The organism is Amycolatopsis sp. CFH S0740 (assembly GCF_004522315.1).
In the GTDB taxonomy this organism is placed as follows: domain Bacteria; phylum Actinomycetota; class Actinomycetes; order Mycobacteriales; family Pseudonocardiaceae; genus Amycolatopsis; species Amycolatopsis nivea.
The window spans coordinates 173,942-189,547 of sequence record NZ_SDLS01000017.1; the positions used below are offsets into that span (position 1 = coordinate 173,942).

Sequence of the window (15,606 nt, forward strand, 5' to 3'; positions counted from 1 at the left end):
GACGCGGCCGAGGTCGGGCATAGTGGCTGCATGCTCGGTCTGTACCCGGAACTCGATCCGTACGACCACGGGATGCTGCCGGTCGGCGACGGCAACACGCTGTATTGGGAGGAATGCGGCAATCCCGAAGGCAAACCGGTCGCGTTCCTGCACGGCGGGCCCGGGGGCGGCGCGTCCGCGCGGCACCGGCGGCTGTTCGACCCGGAGCGCTACCGGATCGTGCTGTTCGACCAGCGCGGCTGCGGCCGGAGCACGCCGCACTGCAGCGAACCGGACGTCGACCTCTCGGTGAACACGACCTGGCACCTGGTGTCCGACATGGAGCAGTTGCGCGAGGACCGCGGCATCGACCGCTGGCAGCTGTTCGGCGGCTCGTGGGGCAGCGTGCTCGCGCTCGCCTACGCCGAGACCCATCCGGAGCGGGTGACCGAGCTGATCCTGCGCGGCGTCGCGACGCTGCGGCTGAAGGAAGTGCAGTGGCTCTTCGGCGGGGGCGCGGCGTGCGTGTTCCCGGAGGCGTGGTCGCGGTTCCTCGCGCCGGTGCCGTACGCGCGCCGCGGCGGCGACCTGCTCGAGGTGTACCACGAACTGCTGAATCACCCGGACCCCAAGGTGCACGGGCCCGCCGCGCTCGCGTGGAGCCGGTGGGAGGGCGAGACGGTGAAGTTCACCCCGCGGGAAGAGGTGGTGGCGGCGTTCGCCGAGCCGGAGTTCGCGCTCGCGATCGCGCGGATCGAGAACCACTACTTCCGGCACGGCGGCTGGCTCGCCCCGGACCAGCTGATCCGCGGGGCCGGGAAGCTGTCGGGCATCCCGTGCGTTCTGGTGCAGGGCAGGTACGACGTGGTCACTCCCGCCACCACCGCCTGGGAACTCGCACAGGTGCTGCCGGGCGCCGAGCTGAAGATGATCGGCGACGCCGGGCACGCCTTCGACGAACCGGGCACGCTGCACGAGCTGATCAGCGCGACCGACCGGTTCGCGGCAGGGTGGGAGGGCAGGTCCGGGCTGTCGAGCGCGGAAGTCGAACGAAAGGAAATCCGCATGCTGTTCGGTGACGAGCACGTTCGCCGTTACGAGGAGACCGACGGGGAGGTCGGGCACGACTGGCAGGAGGGCGTGCCGACGCTGGTGCTCACCACGAAGGGGCGCAAGACCGGGCAGGACCGCAAGTTCGCCCTGATCTACCAGGAGGACGACGGCAACCCGGTGATCGTCGCCTCGAAGGGCGGCGCGCCGAACCACCCCGGCTGGTACCTGAACCTGCAGGAGAACCCCGAGGTCCGCGTGCAGGTGCGGGCGGACAAGTTCACCGCGCGCGCCCGGACCGCGACCGGCGAGGAACGCGCCCGGCTGTGGGACAAGCTCGCCGCGGTGTGGCCCGCCTACAACGACTACCAGAAGAAGACCGACCGCGAGATCCCCGTGGTGGTGCTCGAGCGGGTGTGATTCCCGCCGCGTCCTGAGGTCGCGCGGCACCGAGCCGGAGCGTCTTCCGCTACGAATGACGCTCATGGCGCTGCGCACCCGGACCCGGGACCACTGGACCCCGCTCGAAGGGGAGCTGCTCGGCTTCCGCGGCATGCAGAGGTACGGCAGGCGCTTCGCCCGCTCCGGACGGGGCGCCTGGTACCACTTCGCGATCGAGGTCGTGTGGCAGCTGCTCGCCCTCACGAGCCGGTTCCGCGTGCGCGGCGCGCGGAACATCCCGCAATCGGGCGGGGTCGTGGTGGCTTCCAACCACCTGTCGAACGCCGACCCGACGACGCTCACCGCCTTCTGCCTCGGCTCCGGCCGGGTGCCGCGGTACCTGGCGAAGGCGAGCCTGTGGAACGCGCCGGTGATCAAGTCGGTGATGCGTTCGGGCAAGCACATCCCGGTCCACCGCGGCGCGCCGACCGCCGCGGGCGCGTACCGCGACGCCGTCGCCGCGGTGCGGGCGGGCGAATGCGTCGCGATCTTCCCGGAGGCCGGGCTCTCCGCGCACCCGGGCGGCTGGCCGGCGAAGGGCAAGACCGGCGCGGCGCGCATCGCGCTGGAGACCGGCGTGCCGGTGATCCCGGTCGCGAACTGGGGCACGCACGAACTGCTGCCCGCCGGCTCCTGGTTCCCGCGCGTGCTTCCGCGGCGGAAGATCGAGTTCGTCGCCGGCGAGCCGGTGGACCTCGCCGACCTGCGCGGGCGGGAGCTGACCAGGGACGTGCTGGAGGAGGCGACCGCGCGGATCATGACCGCGGTGACCGAGCTGCTGGCCGGGATCCGGGGCGTGCGCCCGCCTGCCTGACCGGCGGACTCCGCGGTACCCGCGGGCGCCACTGTGGACGATCCAGTTGCACTGGAAAAGGTTTCGCCGCGGATCAGACGGCGGAGGACGCGCCGCAGCAGCGGGCGGGCGGCCCAGGACGAGCGGCGGCCGGGCTGAAAGCGGGCGCCGTCACGCCGCCCCGCGCGGGCGCGGGAGGTAGTTTCAACGGTATGAGCGCAGACTATGACGTGGTGGTCCTCGGGGCCGGAGTCGGTGGGTACGTCGCGGCGATCCGGGCTTCGCAGCTGGGCCTGAGCGTGGCGGTCGTGGAAGAGAAGTACTGGGGCGGGGTGTGCCTCAACGTCGGCTGCATCCCTTCGAAGGCGCTGCTGCGCAACGCCGAGCTCGCGCACACGGTGAAGGAGGAGGCCAAGACCTACGGCATCTCCTCCGACGGGGAGATCCGGTTCGACTACACCGCGGCGTACGAGCGCAGCCGCAAGGTCGCGGACGGGCGCGTCAAGGGCGTGCACTTCCTGATGAAGAAGAACAAGATCACCGAGTACAACGGGCGCGGGACCTTCGTGGACGCCAACACCCTCGAGGTGAACGGCGAGCGCATCACCTTCACCTACGGCATCATCGCCACCGGCGCGACGGCCCGGCTGCTTCCGGGCACGCAGCGCAGCGAGCGCGTGGTCACCTACGAAAAGCAGATCCTCGAAAGCGAGCTGCCGGGCAGCATCGTGATCGCCGGGGCAGGCGCGATCGGCGTCGAGTTCGCCTACGTGCTGCGCAACTACGGCGTGGACGTGACGATCGTCGAGTTCCTCGACCGGATGGTGCCGCTCGAGGACGCCGAGGTGTCGGCCGAACTGGCCAAGCGCTACCGCAAGCTGGGGATCAAGGTGCTGCTGGGCACCAAGGTCGAGTCGATCGACGACTCGGGAGCCAAGGTGGCGGTGACCGTGTCGAAGGACGGCGAGCAGCAGGTGCTCGAGGCCGACAAGGTGTTGCAGGCCATCGGGTTCCGGCCGAACGTGGAGGGCTACGGCCTGGAGAACACCGGCGTCGAGCTGACCGAGCGCGGCGCGATCGCGATCGACGGCCGCGGCCGGACGAACGTGCCGCACCTGTTCGCGATCGGCGACGTGACGGCGAAGCTGATGCTGGCGCACGCGTCGGAGTCGATGGGCATCGTGGCGGCGGAGACGATCGCCGGCGCGGAGACCATGGAACTGGACTTCGTGATGATCCCGCGCGCGACCTACTGCCAGCCGCAGATCGCGAGCTTCGGCTGGACCGAGGAGCAGGCGCGCGAGAAGGGCTTCGACGTGCAGGTGTCGAAATTCCCGTTCACGGCCAACGGCAAGGCGCACGGCCTCGGCGACGCGGCGGGCTTCGTGAAGGTGCTGAGCGACGCGAAGTACGGCGAGCTGCTCGGCGCGCACCTCATCGGCCCGGACGTCACGGAGCTGCTGCCGGAGCTGACGCTGGCGCAGCAGTGGGACCTTACGGTGCACGAGGTTTCGCGCAACGTGCACGCGCACCCGACACTGGGCGAGGCGGTGAAGGAAGCGGTGCACGGACTGGCTGGTCATATGATCAACTTCTGATTCTTCGACGGTCGCCCTGGCCCGCGGTGGTTTCGCGGTCCGGGGCGCTGTCGTTTCCGGACAGGGAGAACACCAGTTCCGGCCGGGACCACGAGATCTTCGGCGGTTTCGGCGGGACGCTCCCGATCTGCCGGGCGCCCATGCGTTCGTAGAACTTCACCGCGGGCGGATGCGACACCACGCGCACCTCGGTCAACCCGTTTTCCGCTGCCAGCTCGAGGATGCGCTGCACGAGCCGGGCGCCGAGCCCGGTTCCCTGCGCTTCGTCGGCGACGAACAGCAGGTCCAGTTCCGCATCGGCGAGCGCGGCGAAACCCGCTGGCCCGGACGGGCCCCGGGCGACCAGAACCTGGTGCTGGCGCAGGTAATCCGGCGTGACGGCGTATCCCTCCAGGATCGAGGCGTACTGGCCTTGGTAGGCCGACGAGGCGTGCATGAGGTCGGTGAGCGCGGCGGCGTCGGCAGCGGCCGCGCGGTCGATCTTGAACATGGCAGCCACGGTAACCGGCGCCACCGACAAAAACTGATCATCGGCTCCGGCGGGCGGGCAACGCGGCGGCGCTGAACAGGCAGAGCACGGCGCCGATCCCCAGCGAGAAGCGCACGCCGACCACTCCGGCGGCGATCCCGCCGAGGGTGATGAAAATGGGTTTGGCGGTACGGGTTCCGGTGGACCAGGCGGTGAGTGTCCGCGTCAGGACGGTGTCGTCGATCAGCGACAGCCGGTACGCCGAATAGGTCGGGTTGAAGATGCCCGCCACCAGCAACAGCCCGAAGTCCGCGGCGATCAGCAGGACGACTCCGGCCGGTCCGGGAAAGGCGAACGGAGCGGCGAGCAGCCACGGAGTACGCGCGAAACTGGTCCAGAGCAACACTTTCCGCGCGCCGTACCGAGAGCTGAGCATCGGCGCGAGACGCGCGCCGAGGAGCCCGCCAAGGCAGGGCACGCCGAGCACCAGCCCGTATTCCCAAGGCGCGAAGCCGAGATCCCGCAGCATCAGCACGGTTTGCAGTGGCGTGACCCAAAGAACCGCGCCGCTGAACAACACGGAGTTGAAGAACAGCGGGCGAAGTTCAGGGCTGCGCAGCAGGAAACGCCATCCGTCGGTGAATCCGCGGCGAGCAGGCCCGGAAGCAACCGCAGGCGGTGGTTCCGGCGTACGCAGACGACGGATTCCGAGTGCGGACAGCAGGAACGAGAACGCGTCGATGAGCATCGTCGCGGTCGCGCCCAGTCCGCTGATCAACACGCCGCCCAAGGGTGGTCCGGCCGACCAGCAGACCCAGTCGGTGCTTTCGAAGCGGCTCAAGGCGACAGCTCGTTCGTCCGGCGCGACAAGGGCTTTGAGGTGCGCGCCGCTGGCCGCGGAAAAGATGACGGCCGCGGTGGCGACGACGATGTCGACCGCATAGAGCTGCGGCATGGTCAGCACGTGCAGCGCAGCCGCCAGCGGCACGCTCGCCAGCGCGGCACAGCGGACCAGGTCGCCGGTGATCATCGCGGGACGCTTCCGGGCGAATTCGACGCGGGGCCCGAGCGGGAAAGCGAGGACCGCGCTGGCGGCGGCCGAGATGGCGGTGATCAGGGAAACCTGCCACGCGGGAGCGTCGAGCACGAGCACCGCGACGAGTCCGAGGGCACCCGCGCCGACCGTGCTGCCTGCCGTGCTGATCGCGTACGCAGCCCACAGCCGCGCGAAATCCCTCCCCAGGTTCGCCACGAGAGCAGAGTGCCAGCTCCGCTTCGGGCCGGGAAGCGCCCGTCGATGTCTCACCAGGTGGGCCATCCGGGCAGATACCACTTTGGTCGGTGGTATTGGCCGCGGTCGCTATTTAGATTCACGTGACCACAGTGGGTGGCCGGGGGCGAGGACAGGAGTTGTCATGATAAGAACGAGCCGGGTAGCCGCGTATTCGGTGCCCCTCGCGGTCGGGGTGGTGCTCGCCGGGAGCGGGGTCGCCGTCGCGCAGCCGTCGGCGGCGGACGCGGCGAATGCGCGCGCTGGGACGGGGATCAGTGCGTTGCAGGGGATCAAGAAGACCCTCACCCCGGCCGAGCGGAAGCAGTCCAGCCAGCTGGTCGTGGAGAAGCGCCTGCGCGCGGACCGCGGTCTCGCCGCGTTGCTGCCGGATTACCGCACCGGTCTGCCGGTCACCCAGGCCGGCACGGTTTCGGTCGACATCGCCGGTACTGCCGGAGCCGCGATCGCGAAGGCCGTGCGTGCCGCGGGCGGCACCGTGCAGTCCACCTCGTCCAATGGCTCGGTTCGCGCCCAGTTGCCGCTCAACGCGGTGGACCGGATCGCGGCGCGCGGCGACGTCCGCCAGGTCCAGCCCGCGACGCAGGCGATGACCTGGAACGAGCCCGACGCGCAGCGCCGGCAGCTGGCCAAGAAGGCCGTCGCCGCCGTGCAGGTGTCCGAAGGGGACAAGACCCACGGCGCCGACACCGCACGCACGCAATACGGCGTGAACGGCACCGGTGTGAAGGTCTGCGTGCTTTCCGACGGCGTCAACTCGCTGAAGAAGTCGCAGGACGCGGGTGAACTGCCCGCCGTCGACGTGCTGCCCGGCCAAGCCGGCAGCGGCGACGAGGGCACCGCGATGCTGGAGATCGTCCACGACCTCGCCCCGGGCGCGACGCTCGGTTTCGCGACCGCGTTCACCAGCGAGTCGAGCTTCGCGGACAACATCCGCGCGCTGCGCAGCACCGGCAAGTGCACGGTGATCGTCGACGACGTCGCGTACTTCGACGAGTCGCCGTTCCAGGACACGCAGGTCGCGCAGGCGGTCAACGACGTGACCGCGGCCGGCGCGCTCTACTTCTCCTCCGCGGGCAACTCCGGCAACCTCACCGACGGCACCAGCGGTTACTACGAGGGCGACTTCCGTTCGTCCGGCACCGCGCTGCCGGGCGTCACCGGCACCCCGCACGACTTCGACCCGGGCAGCGGCGTGCAGACGACCGACCCGCTCTCGCCGGGCTCGCTCGGCAGGCCGGTGACGCTGTTCTGGTCGGACCCGTGGGGCCACTCGGCCAATGACTACGACCTGTTCCTGCTCAACGCTTCCGGCGGCGTCGTCGCCTCCAGCGCCAACTCGCAGGACGGTTCGCAGAACCCGTACGAGAGCCTGACCGTGCCGACGTCCGGCTCCGGCTACCGCGTCGCGGTGGTCAAGTACAGCGGCGCGGACCGGTTCTTCGCGCTCAACGTGATCCGCGGCCGGTTCGTCGACTCCGGTTCGCTCAAGGGCTTCAGCACCGCGGGCGTGACCTCGGGCCACTCGGCGGCGGCAGCGGCGTTCTCGGTGGCCGCGGCCCCGGCGGCGACCGCGTTCGGCCGTCCGCTGGAGACCGGCGACCCGGCGAACCCGGCCGGCCCGTACCCCGGCCTGTTCACCTCGGCCAGCAAGTGGGAGCGCTTCACCTCCGACGGCCAGCGGCACCTCTTCTACAACGCCGACGGCACCGAGCTGACCCCGGGCAACGTGTCCTCGACCGGCGGCGCGACCCGCGCGAAGCCGGACATCACCGCGGCCGACGGCGTGGCCACCTCGGTCGCCGGCTTCCAGCCATTCTACGGGACCTCGGCGGCCGCCCCGCACGCGGCGGCGATCGCGGCGCTGCTGCTGTCCGGCAAGCCGGCCGCGACCCCGGCGGACGTCCGCACCGCGCTGGTGTCGAGCGCGATCGACCTCGGCGCACCGGGATTCGACGCGGTGACCGGCAACGGCGTGATCATGGCGGGTCCGGCGCTGGCCGCGCTGGGCGTGCCGAAGAAGTAGCGGTTGCGAAAAGGGCGGGCTCCTCGACCGGGGAGCCCGCCCTTTTCAGCGTCCGGCGACCAGGAGGTGAAACGCCCGCGGCCCGTCGCCGAGCCGGTCGTGGCGGCGCAGTTCGAGGCCCGCGTCCGCGAGCGCCTTCTCGATCTCTTCCGGCGGCCGCAGCCGGAAACCGTGGCTGGTGAAGGGCATTTCGCGCATCATCGCGGGATCTCCGATGCCGACGACGAACCGGCCGCCGTCCGCGAGCACCCGCGCGACCTCGGCGAACGCGGGCACCAGGTCGGGGATGAAGTAGACGGTGTTGACGGTCAGCGCCGCGTCGATCGTCCCGTCGCCCAGCGGAAGCTCGGCCATTCCGGCCTGGTGCAGCACCAGCCGTCCGGCGGCGAGGTTCTTCGGGAACGTCCGCCGCGCCCGGGCCAGCGCCGTTTCGGAGATCTCCGCGCCGTGCACGGTGCCGCCCTCGGTCGCTCGCAGCAGGAGGTCCAGCCCTAGACCGCCGCCGAAACCCAGGTCCAGCGCGGTTTCGCCGCGGCGGATCTCCAGCGCTTCGACCGCTCCGGTGACCGGCCCGCGGTTGACGTTGTTGAGCAGCCGGACGACAGCCTGTCCGGCCCGGCCCCTCGGATGGCCCAACTGTTTGGCGAACCCGGCGAGCAAAGTGTCACGTGGTCCCATGAACCCAGTGTGCCGCGATATGGCAACGTGCGGGCGAACGGACTTTTGAGGAGGCCGACATGTCGGAGAAGACCGCTGTGGTCACCGGGGCCGGTTCCGGGCTGGGCCGCCGGATCGCCGGAGCGCTGCTCGGCGCGGGTTACCGGGTCGCGCTCGCCGGACGTCGCGAGGACGCCCTGCGCGAGACGGCCGGTTCCGCCGCGAACGCGCTGGTCGTGCCCGCGGACGTCGCCGACCCAGCTTCGGTGGAGGCGCTTTTCTCGGCCGTGCGCGGCGAATGGGGCCGGTTGGATCTGCTGGTGAACAACGCCGGGGTGTCGCTCGGCGGCACCGTCGCGGATCTGTCCGTCGAGGACTGGCGGCGCACCGTCGACACGAACCTCACCGGCATGTTCCTGTGCGCGCAGCAGGCCGTGCGGCTGATGCGCGACCAAGACCCCCAGGGCGGCCGGATCATCAACAACGGCTCGATCTCCGCGCACGCGCCCCGTCCGGCGAGCGTCGCCTACACGGCCACCAAACACGCCGTCACCGGTCTCACCCGGTCGATTTCGCTCGACGGCCGCGCCTGGAACGTCGCGTGCGGACAGATCGACATCGGCAACGCGGCCACCGAGATGACCGAGCGGATGGCCGCGGGCATCCCGCAGGCCGACGGGCGGCTGCTGGCCGAGCCGACCTTCGACGCGGGCCACGTCGCCGACGCGGTGCTCTACATGGCGGGATTGCCGCTGGACGCCAACGTCCAGTTCCTCACCATCACCGCCACCACGATGCCGTTCATCGGCCGGGGATGACGTGGTCGCGGCGCAACTCGTCGAACAGCCGGTAGAACATCTGCTCAGTGTCCACATAGGAGTGGAAACCGGCGCGGCGTGACTTCGACGTGTCCGCGAACATGTCGTAGTCCCACGAGAACACGAAGTCGCCGAAGGCCCACGAAGAGACGTCGGCGTACGAAGCAGTGAGGCCGTGCTTCCCCGCCATCTCGGTCCACAGTGGTTCCTTATCGGCCATCACGGTCGTCAGCGGCAACTGCAACGGCGAAGCGACTTCGAGGTCGAAGTACGCGGCCAGCTTCGGCCACAGCTCTCGCCAGCGGAAGAGGTCACCGTTGGCGATGTTGAACGCTTCGTTCTGACTGGACGTCGCCGCCCACACTGTGCCCTCGGCGAGCAACTGTGCGTCCGTCATCTCCAGCAGGCTGTCGTACGCGCCGGGCTTGCCGGGAAAGCGCAGCGGCAGGCCGAGTTCCTTCGAGATCGACGCGTAGACCGCGATCACGAGCGCGAGGTTCATCGGGTTGCCGAGCGTCGTCCCGCCGACCACGGACGGCCGGATCGCCGACCACGACCAGCCCCCGCCAGCGGCTCGGCGTTCCAGGAACTTCTGCTGGTCCACGTTGAATTCCGGCGGCATGTGCTGTCCGGCGTCGGCCTCGCGGGCAGGGGTCTTGAACGGGCCGAGGTGCGCGCCGTAGACCTTGTAGCCCTGCATCAGGCTGACGTGTTCCAGCGGGCCTTCGTCGAGGCCGTTCACCAGGTTCTCCAGCATCGCGACGTTCGGCGGCACGAGTTCCGCCCACGTCGGCCGGTCCTGGTAGGCGGCGTAGAACAGGTGCGTCGCGCCGACGCCGGCCAGCGCCGTCCGGGTGCCCGCCGGGTCGAGCAAGTCGACGGCGAGGCTGCCCGGTCCGCCGCGCCGGGAGAGGCCGAGCACCTCCCAGCCGTCGAGAGTCCGCAGGTGGGAGATGAGTTTCCGGCCGATGATCCCGTTGGCCCCGGCCACGAGGGCCACGCGTGTGCTGCTCATGTCTTCGATCCTGACCTTGCTCGCGTGATGAGTCCAAGGCTTACTTCTCACCGCTTCGATAAACTGTGCTTATGACAAGCTTGCGGCAGCTCGAGTACCTGGTCACGGTGGTGGACACCGGTTCGTTCACCCGGGCCGCCGAGCAGTTGCACGTGACGCAGCCCGCGCTGTCGCATCAGATGCGGGCGCTGGAGCACAGCGTCGGCGGTCCGCTGTTGGAACGGTTGCCGCGTTCAGTCCGGCTCACGCCGATGGGGCGCGCGATGCTGCCGCACGCCCGCGCCGCGCTCGCCGACGCCGAACGTGCCCGCTGCGCCGCGCAACAGGCGTCCGGCCAGGTCGCCGGTGAACTGCTGGTCGCCACGGTCTACTCGGTGAGCCTTGGGGTGCTGCCGCCTGCGCTGCGCGTGTGGCGGCGCGAACGGCCGGACGTCGACGTGCGGCTTTTCGAGTACCGCCACGCCGACGAACTGCGCGACGCGATGCTGGCCGGAGAAGCGGATCTCGCGATCGGCCCGCGTCCGGCCGGGTGGACGGGCCCGGTGCGGACGCTGGGCACCGAGGAGTTCGTCGTCGTGCTACCGGCCGACGGCGCCACGGAGTCCACTTCGGACGGTATGGTCGACCTGGCTGACCTTGCCGACTGCGCGTGGGTGCACTACGCGCCTGGCCACGGCTTAGCCGAACTTCTCGACGCCGCTTGCGCAGAAGCAGGATTCCGGCCGCGACCCGCGGTGCGCACGGAACAGACCGCCGCCGCACCGTTGCTCGCGGCGGCCGGATTGGGGCCCGCGCTGGTTCCGGCGAACGTGCTCCCCGCCGAGTTCAGCGGCCAGGTTTTGCGCCCTGGCAAACCGATCCGGCGAGAACTGGTCGCATACGGCCGCAGCGAACCGGATCCGTTGACGGCGGCGTTCGGCGAAGTCCTGGCGCAACACGCGCGGGTTTAGTCGCGCAGCCGGGTCAGGTCGATTCCGGCGAACGGCGTCGTCACCGTGTCGTGGACCCGGGCGGACCAGACGGCGTGACCGTGCGCGGTCCACAGTGGAATCGCCGGAAGATCGCGCAGGGCTTGGTTTTCGGCGACCCGGAACAGCTGCGCGGCTTCTTCCGGTGACGCGGTGGTTTCGGCGGAATTGAGATCGGCGGCGAATCCGGCATCGGTGTAACCGGCGGCGTCCGCGAGCGTGTGGAGGAGGTCGGCCGGGCTCGGCGAGACCGCCTTGACCTCCAGCGCGGACGGACCGGTCGGCTTGCCTCCGGTGGCTTTTCGCTGTGCGGTAACCGAAATTCCCAGACTCTTCGACAGCCCCTCGGCCAACGCCTGCGGCCAGGTGCCGTCGAAACTGTCGTAGTACACGGCCGCGTCGCCGGTGAATCCGGCTTGGTCCAGCAGGGATTTGGCGGCCGGACCGTCGAAAGTGCACGGACGGCAGTTCCCGGACCGCTCGCCGGGCGCGACCGCCGGCGGCAGCAGTCCCTTGGCCGGGTCCGCCTGGTGTGCGAGTGGACCGGATTCCAGTGCGGCGCGGTCGGTGCCGAGCGCGAAGGCATATCGCACCGCGGGATCGGCGAATCGCGTTGCCTCGGCGGAAAACACCAGGTAGCCGGCGCGGGGGAGCGCCCACATCGCGTGCCGGTCGGCGAAATCGGCGTGCATCGCCTCGTGTCGATCGCCCGGGACGGACGTGGCGACGTCGAGTTTGCCTTCCTTGACCTCGTCGTACTGCTCCGCCGGATTGCCGACGCGCAGCTCGATTTCCTTGGCCCGGCCCGGATCCGCGGCGACCCGGACGAGCTTGCCGCCGGCACCGGACTGCCAGTCGCCCTCCAGTCGCAGGGGGCCGTTGCCGATCGGATGGCGGGCGAACCCGTTCCAGTCGCGCGATTTCAGCACCGACGCGGGCAAGGGCACGAGCCCGGGCGCGGACAACCAGGCGGGCACCTGATTCGACGGCCGGTCGAGCACGATCCGCAACTGCTTCTCGTCGACTGCGGTGATCTCCTTGGCCCGCAAGGACTTCGTGAGCACCGGTGTACTGGCCCAGTGGTGACCCGCGATCGCCTTCCAGGTGTCCACATAGGACTGCGCGGTGACCGGCGTGCCGTCGTGGAATTTCCCGGGTCGCAACCGGACGGTCCAGGTCACCCGGTCGGTGCTGGTGATCGACTCCGCTGCACGCGGGGTGACTTTTCCGCTGGCCGGATCGTAATCGGCGAGCGGAGTCCACAGCGCGCCGGTGACGAGCCGCCCGGACGGATCGGTGACGTCGGCGGGCAGCAGCGTGCCGGGTTCGCCGAGACCGACCGACAGGACGCCGGGCCGGGCGGGTTCGGCCGACGACGAACAGCCGGAGAGACCGGCCGCGACGACGGCGGCGAGCGTGAGCGGGACCAGCAGACGCGATCGCATGCTGTCTTATTACCAGGTGGAAAGCAACGAAAGGCGGTTGTGTCCGGTTAGGGACCGTCTTAAAGTACTTCAGTCACACTGGGGTCTCTTGGAGGTTTCGCGTGCGCCGTTGGTGGATTCGCTCCGGACTGGCGATCGCGACCGCGGCGGCGACGCTCGTCGCCACCGGTTTGCCCGCCGCGGCGTGCGAGGACGACAAGCCGGTCACCGAAGCGAAGCACAGCCTCGGCGATCCGGGCGCGGTCAAGGGCGTGCGGCCGGTCGGCAGCGTGCCCGACGCGCAAGGGGCCATTTCGGCGAACTTCCTCAGCTACGGCAAACGCGACGTGATGGTCGTGTCCGGCCAGTTCGGCCTGAAGGTGTACGACCTCACGGAGAATCCGGCGAAGCCGCACGCGATCGGCGAGCTGAGCCTGCCCGGGCTGTGGGAAACCGAGGACACCGAGGTCGACGCGAAACGCAAGCTCGTGTTCCTGTCCCGGGACCCGCGCGCGTTCAAGGGCAACACGCACACCGGCGAGTCCGGCATCTACGTGGTCGACGTGGCGCGTCCGGAGAAACCGGAGATCCTCAGCTACGTCAAGGTCCCGGCGGGCCACACCACCAGCTGCGTCGACGACTGCCGCTACCTCTGGACCGGCGGCCCGGCGAAGGCCGACGACCAGCCCGCGGATTGGGGCGGCAGGCCGATCTGGGTCACCGACGTGCGCAACCCGCGCGCCCCGAAGGTGCACCCGGACCCGATCGAACTCGCCCGCAACGACGGCAAAACCGACTACGTGCACGACGTGCAGGTCGACAAAATGGGCGTCGCGTGGGTGTCCGGCGCGGGCGGCGTGCGCGGCTACTGGACGTCCGGCTTCCATCGCGACCCGGTGCAGAACCGCTACCGCCTGGCGAGCGCGCTCAAGCCGGTGCCGTACGCGGGCGGCGGAGTGTCGGAAACCGCGGCGCCGTCGAAGTTCCTGCACAACAGCTTCCACCCGGTCGGCTCCCGAGACGACGGCGCCTGGCGCGGGCACGACCTCGTGTACGCCACCGAGGAAAGCTTCCTCCCCGGCTGCGCGGGCGACGGCGTCCTGACCATTTCTTCGCTGGACGGCTCGTACCAGGGCGAAGGCTGGCGGTCCACGCCGGAGAAGCCGTTCCGGATGCGCAGCATCGGCACCTGGAGCGTCGCCGGGCAGGAAGGCAGCGACCCGGTGTCCGACGACTGCTCGGCGCACTACTTCGACCTGCGCGGGCACGTGCTGGTGCAGTCGTTTTACGCGCAGGGCACGCGATTCCTCGACGTGAGCGACCCGTCGAACCCGACGCAGATCGCGTACTTCCGCCCGGCGGACGCGGCTTCGTGGGCGCCGTACTGGCACGACGGGTACGTGTATGTGGCGGACAACAAGCGGGGGATCGACATCCTCAAGCTCGGCGTGTAGCGGCGGGTCAGCCGCGCACCGCGGTTCAACCGGGCCTCGATGAGCGGCAGAAGGGCCTCCTGGAACCGCCTCGGTCGTGGGTCTACGGCAAGTTGGGGGTCTCGCGGGACATGCTCGGCGCCTTGGCCCGGGACGTACCGCTCGGCCGCATCGGTGTTCATGCCCACGCTTGACCGCTCAGCGGCCCGCCAGTTCGCGGAGGAACTCGCGCGCGGAGAAGGTGACCGCGCGCTCGGCGTACTCGTTGTCCGCCTCGTCTTCCTCCGGTACGCCGAAGTCTCGCCAGGTGACGATGTCGCCTCGCCGCGACACTTTGGCGGCGATGGCGCAGCACTCGATGTCTTCGCATTCGGGGCAGACGTACAGCAGTACCCGGCCATCCGGTGCGTCACCCGGCGCTTCGCCGAGCACGCGCGCCAAGCGCTGCGGGTCGTGCGGATGATCGGTTGCCAGCACCGAGATCAGATCCAGCTCGGCGTCGACCAAGCTGCGCACGCTGACGCCGTCGATCTCGAAGTCGAGATACCTGCGCTCGCGCTGATACTTCCGGCGCTCGCGGACGGTCGGGACTAGGCGGATCACGCTCACTAATCCTGCCGCCCTGCACCCGCCCCGCCAACCGGATATCGGACAGCCAGCCCGTCCAGCAGCGCCTGCAGCCCGATCTCGAACAGGTGGTCCAGATCGAGGTCGTACCCCTCGGCGAGGTCCGCCACCATCCGCGCCAGCACCGGATACCGTCCCGACCCGGTCAGCGCCGCGTATCCCCGCGCCTGCGTCTCCATCCACTGGTCCTCGGTGATCCCGGTCGCCCCCATCGCGTGCCGCTCGCGTTCCAGATGGATCGCCGTGCCCTGGATGTGGTTGTAGAACAACACATTCAGATCGCACAGGTCAGCCGCGTTCAGGCCGAAGACCGACAACGCGGCCAGCGCGCGTTCGTTGTGCGCCGCCAGGTTCGGCAGCGGCCAGGGGCGGGTGAGCGGCACGAGATGCGCCAGCCACGGATGTCGCCGGTGCACGGACCACAACGTGCGCGCCGACAGCTCTAACTGCGCCCGCCACCCCTCCGGTTCCCGTGCCGGGTAACCGGTTTCGCCGTAGACCGTGTCCGCCATCAGGAAGACCAGTTCGTCCTTTCCGGACAGATACCGGTACGGCGCCATCGCCGGAACACCCAGCCGCGCGGCGAGTCCGCGCATCGACAGCGCCGCGACGCCTTCCGCGTCGGCGATCGCGATTGCCGCGCGCACCAACCGATCCCGGGTCAACACTGGCCGCTTCGCCTCAGTCTCAGCCTGCTGACCAGCGACGACATAACCCGACCGCGGTTCAGCACGGAGCACGCCCTCGCGGCGCAACACATCGAGCGCCTTGGCGGCGGTGGCGTTCGCGACGCCGTGCGTCGAAGCCAGTTGACGCGTCGAGGGCACCTTCGCGCCCGGCGGCAGCTGCGAGATCTCATCCCGCAGCGCGGCGGCGATGCGGAGGTACGGCGGGTCGGTCGGCATCGGGGTCCTGTCTGTACTAGGTCAGCGGGTCATCTGTACTAGGTCAGTTTTGGCGGCGGAAGCCAGGTCACGGCAGGTTCATCAGGGTAATGATGCACCGTACCGAGGGGTG

The 15,606-nt window shown here is 69.8% G+C and carries 14 protein-coding genes; 7 read left to right on the top strand and 7 right to left on the bottom strand.

The window, feature by feature from the left end; translation table 11 throughout:
- Positions 1-30 precede the first annotated feature (30 nt).
- The 3 genes from pip (at position 31) to lpdA (ending at position 3,861) form a co-directional block, all read left to right on the top strand.
- Positions 31-1,449, top strand: a complete 1,419-nt coding sequence (pip, locus tag EIZ45_RS27085) for a prolyl aminopeptidase (protein WP_037820606.1) — start codon at positions 31-33, stop codon at positions 1,447-1,449.
- Positions 1,450-1,504: 55 nt separating this feature from the next.
- Complete coding sequence (locus EIZ45_RS27090) at positions 1,505-2,284, top strand: lysophospholipid acyltransferase family protein (RefSeq protein WP_134662494.1); 780 nt, start codon at positions 1,505-1,507, stop codon at positions 2,282-2,284.
- 191 nt (positions 2,285-2,475) lie between these two features.
- Positions 2,476-3,861, top strand: coding sequence for a dihydrolipoyl dehydrogenase (gene lpdA, locus EIZ45_RS27095; RefSeq protein WP_134662493.1), 1,386 nt, complete (start codon positions 2,476-2,478; stop codon positions 3,859-3,861).
- Here lpdA and EIZ45_RS27100 read toward each other — a convergent pair.
- Positions 3,851-4,351, bottom strand: coding sequence for a GNAT family N-acetyltransferase (locus EIZ45_RS27100; protein WP_134662492.1), 501 nt, complete (start codon positions 4,349-4,351; stop codon positions 3,851-3,853). The genes lpdA and EIZ45_RS27100 overlap by 11 nt on opposite strands.
- Positions 4,352-4,388: 37 nt before the next feature.
- Complete coding sequence (locus EIZ45_RS27105; protein ID WP_240690578.1) at positions 4,389-5,582, bottom strand: MFS transporter; 1,194 nt, start codon at positions 5,580-5,582, stop codon at positions 4,389-4,391.
- A gap of 163 nt (positions 5,583-5,745) precedes the next feature.
- Here EIZ45_RS27105 and EIZ45_RS27110 point away from each other — a divergent pair, with 163 nt between their 5' ends.
- On the top strand, positions 5,746-7,647 hold the full coding sequence (locus tag EIZ45_RS27110) for a S8 family serine peptidase (protein WP_134662490.1): 1,902 nt from the start codon (positions 5,746-5,748) through the stop codon (positions 7,645-7,647).
- A gap of 45 nt (positions 7,648-7,692) precedes the next feature.
- Here the strand turns inward: EIZ45_RS27110 and EIZ45_RS27115 are convergent, their stop codons facing one another.
- Complete coding sequence (locus tag EIZ45_RS27115) at positions 7,693-8,325, bottom strand: class I SAM-dependent methyltransferase (protein WP_134662489.1); 633 nt, start codon at positions 8,323-8,325, stop codon at positions 7,693-7,695.
- Between the two features lie 59 nt (positions 8,326-8,384).
- On the opposite strand from EIZ45_RS27115, the gene EIZ45_RS27120 reads away from it, so the two are divergent.
- Positions 8,385-9,122, top strand: a complete 738-nt coding sequence (locus tag EIZ45_RS27120) for an SDR family oxidoreductase (protein WP_134662488.1) — start codon at positions 8,385-8,387, stop codon at positions 9,120-9,122.
- On the opposite strand, the gene EIZ45_RS27125 is transcribed toward EIZ45_RS27120, so the two are convergent.
- A complete protein-coding gene (locus tag EIZ45_RS27125; RefSeq protein WP_134662487.1) occupies positions 9,106-10,137 on the bottom strand; it encodes an SDR family oxidoreductase in 1,032 nt (343 codons plus the stop codon). The genes EIZ45_RS27120 and EIZ45_RS27125 overlap by 17 nt on opposite strands.
- Positions 10,138-10,208: 71 nt before the next feature.
- On the opposite strand from EIZ45_RS27125, the gene EIZ45_RS27130 reads away from it, so the two are divergent.
- A complete protein-coding gene (locus EIZ45_RS27130; protein ID WP_134662486.1) occupies positions 10,209-11,087 on the top strand; it encodes a LysR family transcriptional regulator in 879 nt (292 codons plus the stop codon).
- Here EIZ45_RS27130 and EIZ45_RS27135 read toward each other — a convergent pair.
- Positions 11,084-12,550, bottom strand: a complete 1,467-nt coding sequence (locus EIZ45_RS27135) for an ABC transporter substrate-binding protein (protein WP_134662485.1) — start codon at positions 12,548-12,550, stop codon at positions 11,084-11,086. The genes EIZ45_RS27130 and EIZ45_RS27135 overlap by 4 nt on opposite strands.
- Before the next feature lie 101 nt (positions 12,551-12,651).
- Between EIZ45_RS27135 and EIZ45_RS27140 the strand changes: the two genes are divergently transcribed.
- Positions 12,652-13,983: an LVIVD repeat-containing protein gene (locus EIZ45_RS27140; protein WP_134662484.1), complete on the top strand. Its 1,332-nt coding sequence runs from the start codon at positions 12,652-12,654 to the stop codon at positions 13,981-13,983.
- 177 nt (positions 13,984-14,160) lie between these two features.
- On the opposite strand, the gene EIZ45_RS27145 is transcribed toward EIZ45_RS27140, so the two are convergent.
- Entirely contained in the window at positions 14,161-14,565 is a 405-nt protein-coding gene (locus EIZ45_RS27145) for a hypothetical protein (RefSeq protein WP_134662483.1), read from the bottom strand.
- Between the two features lie 5 nt (positions 14,566-14,570).
- Entirely contained in the window at positions 14,571-15,494 is a 924-nt protein-coding gene (locus tag EIZ45_RS27150; RefSeq protein ID WP_134662482.1) for a TetR/AcrR family transcriptional regulator C-terminal domain-containing protein, read from the bottom strand.
- Between the last annotated feature and the right edge of the window lie 112 nt (positions 15,495-15,606).

Bases quoted from the DNA above. Each gene is read 5' to 3' on its own strand.
- EIZ45_RS27100 (WP_134662492.1), bottom strand. From the start codon at position 4,351: ATGTTCAAGATCGACCGCGCGGCCGCTGCCGACGCCGCCGCGCTCACC.
- EIZ45_RS27150 (WP_134662482.1), bottom strand. From the start codon at position 15,494: ATGCCGACCGACCCGCCGTACCTCCGCATCGCCGCCGCGCTGCGGGAT.
- EIZ45_RS27115 (WP_134662489.1), bottom strand. From the start codon at position 8,325: ATGGGACCACGTGACACTTTGCTCGCCGGGTTCGCCAAACAGTTGGGC.
- EIZ45_RS27110 (WP_134662490.1), top strand. From the start codon at position 5,746: ATGATAAGAACGAGCCGGGTAGCCGCGTATTCGGTGCCCCTCGCGGTC.
- EIZ45_RS27125 (WP_134662487.1), bottom strand. From the start codon at position 10,137: ATGAGCAGCACACGCGTGGCCCTCGTGGCCGGGGCCAACGGGATCATC.
- EIZ45_RS27135 (WP_134662485.1), bottom strand. From the start codon at position 12,550: ATGCGATCGCGTCTGCTGGTCCCGCTCACGCTCGCCGCCGTCGTCGCG.
- EIZ45_RS27090 (WP_134662494.1), top strand. From the start codon at position 1,505: ATGACGCTCATGGCGCTGCGCACCCGGACCCGGGACCACTGGACCCCG.
- EIZ45_RS27120 (WP_134662488.1), top strand. From the start codon at position 8,385: ATGTCGGAGAAGACCGCTGTGGTCACCGGGGCCGGTTCCGGGCTGGGC.
- lpdA (WP_134662493.1), top strand. From the start codon at position 2,476: ATGAGCGCAGACTATGACGTGGTGGTCCTCGGGGCCGGAGTCGGTGGG.
- EIZ45_RS27130 (WP_134662486.1), top strand. From the start codon at position 10,209: ATGACAAGCTTGCGGCAGCTCGAGTACCTGGTCACGGTGGTGGACACC.
- pip (WP_037820606.1), top strand. From the start codon at position 31: ATGCTCGGTCTGTACCCGGAACTCGATCCGTACGACCACGGGATGCTG.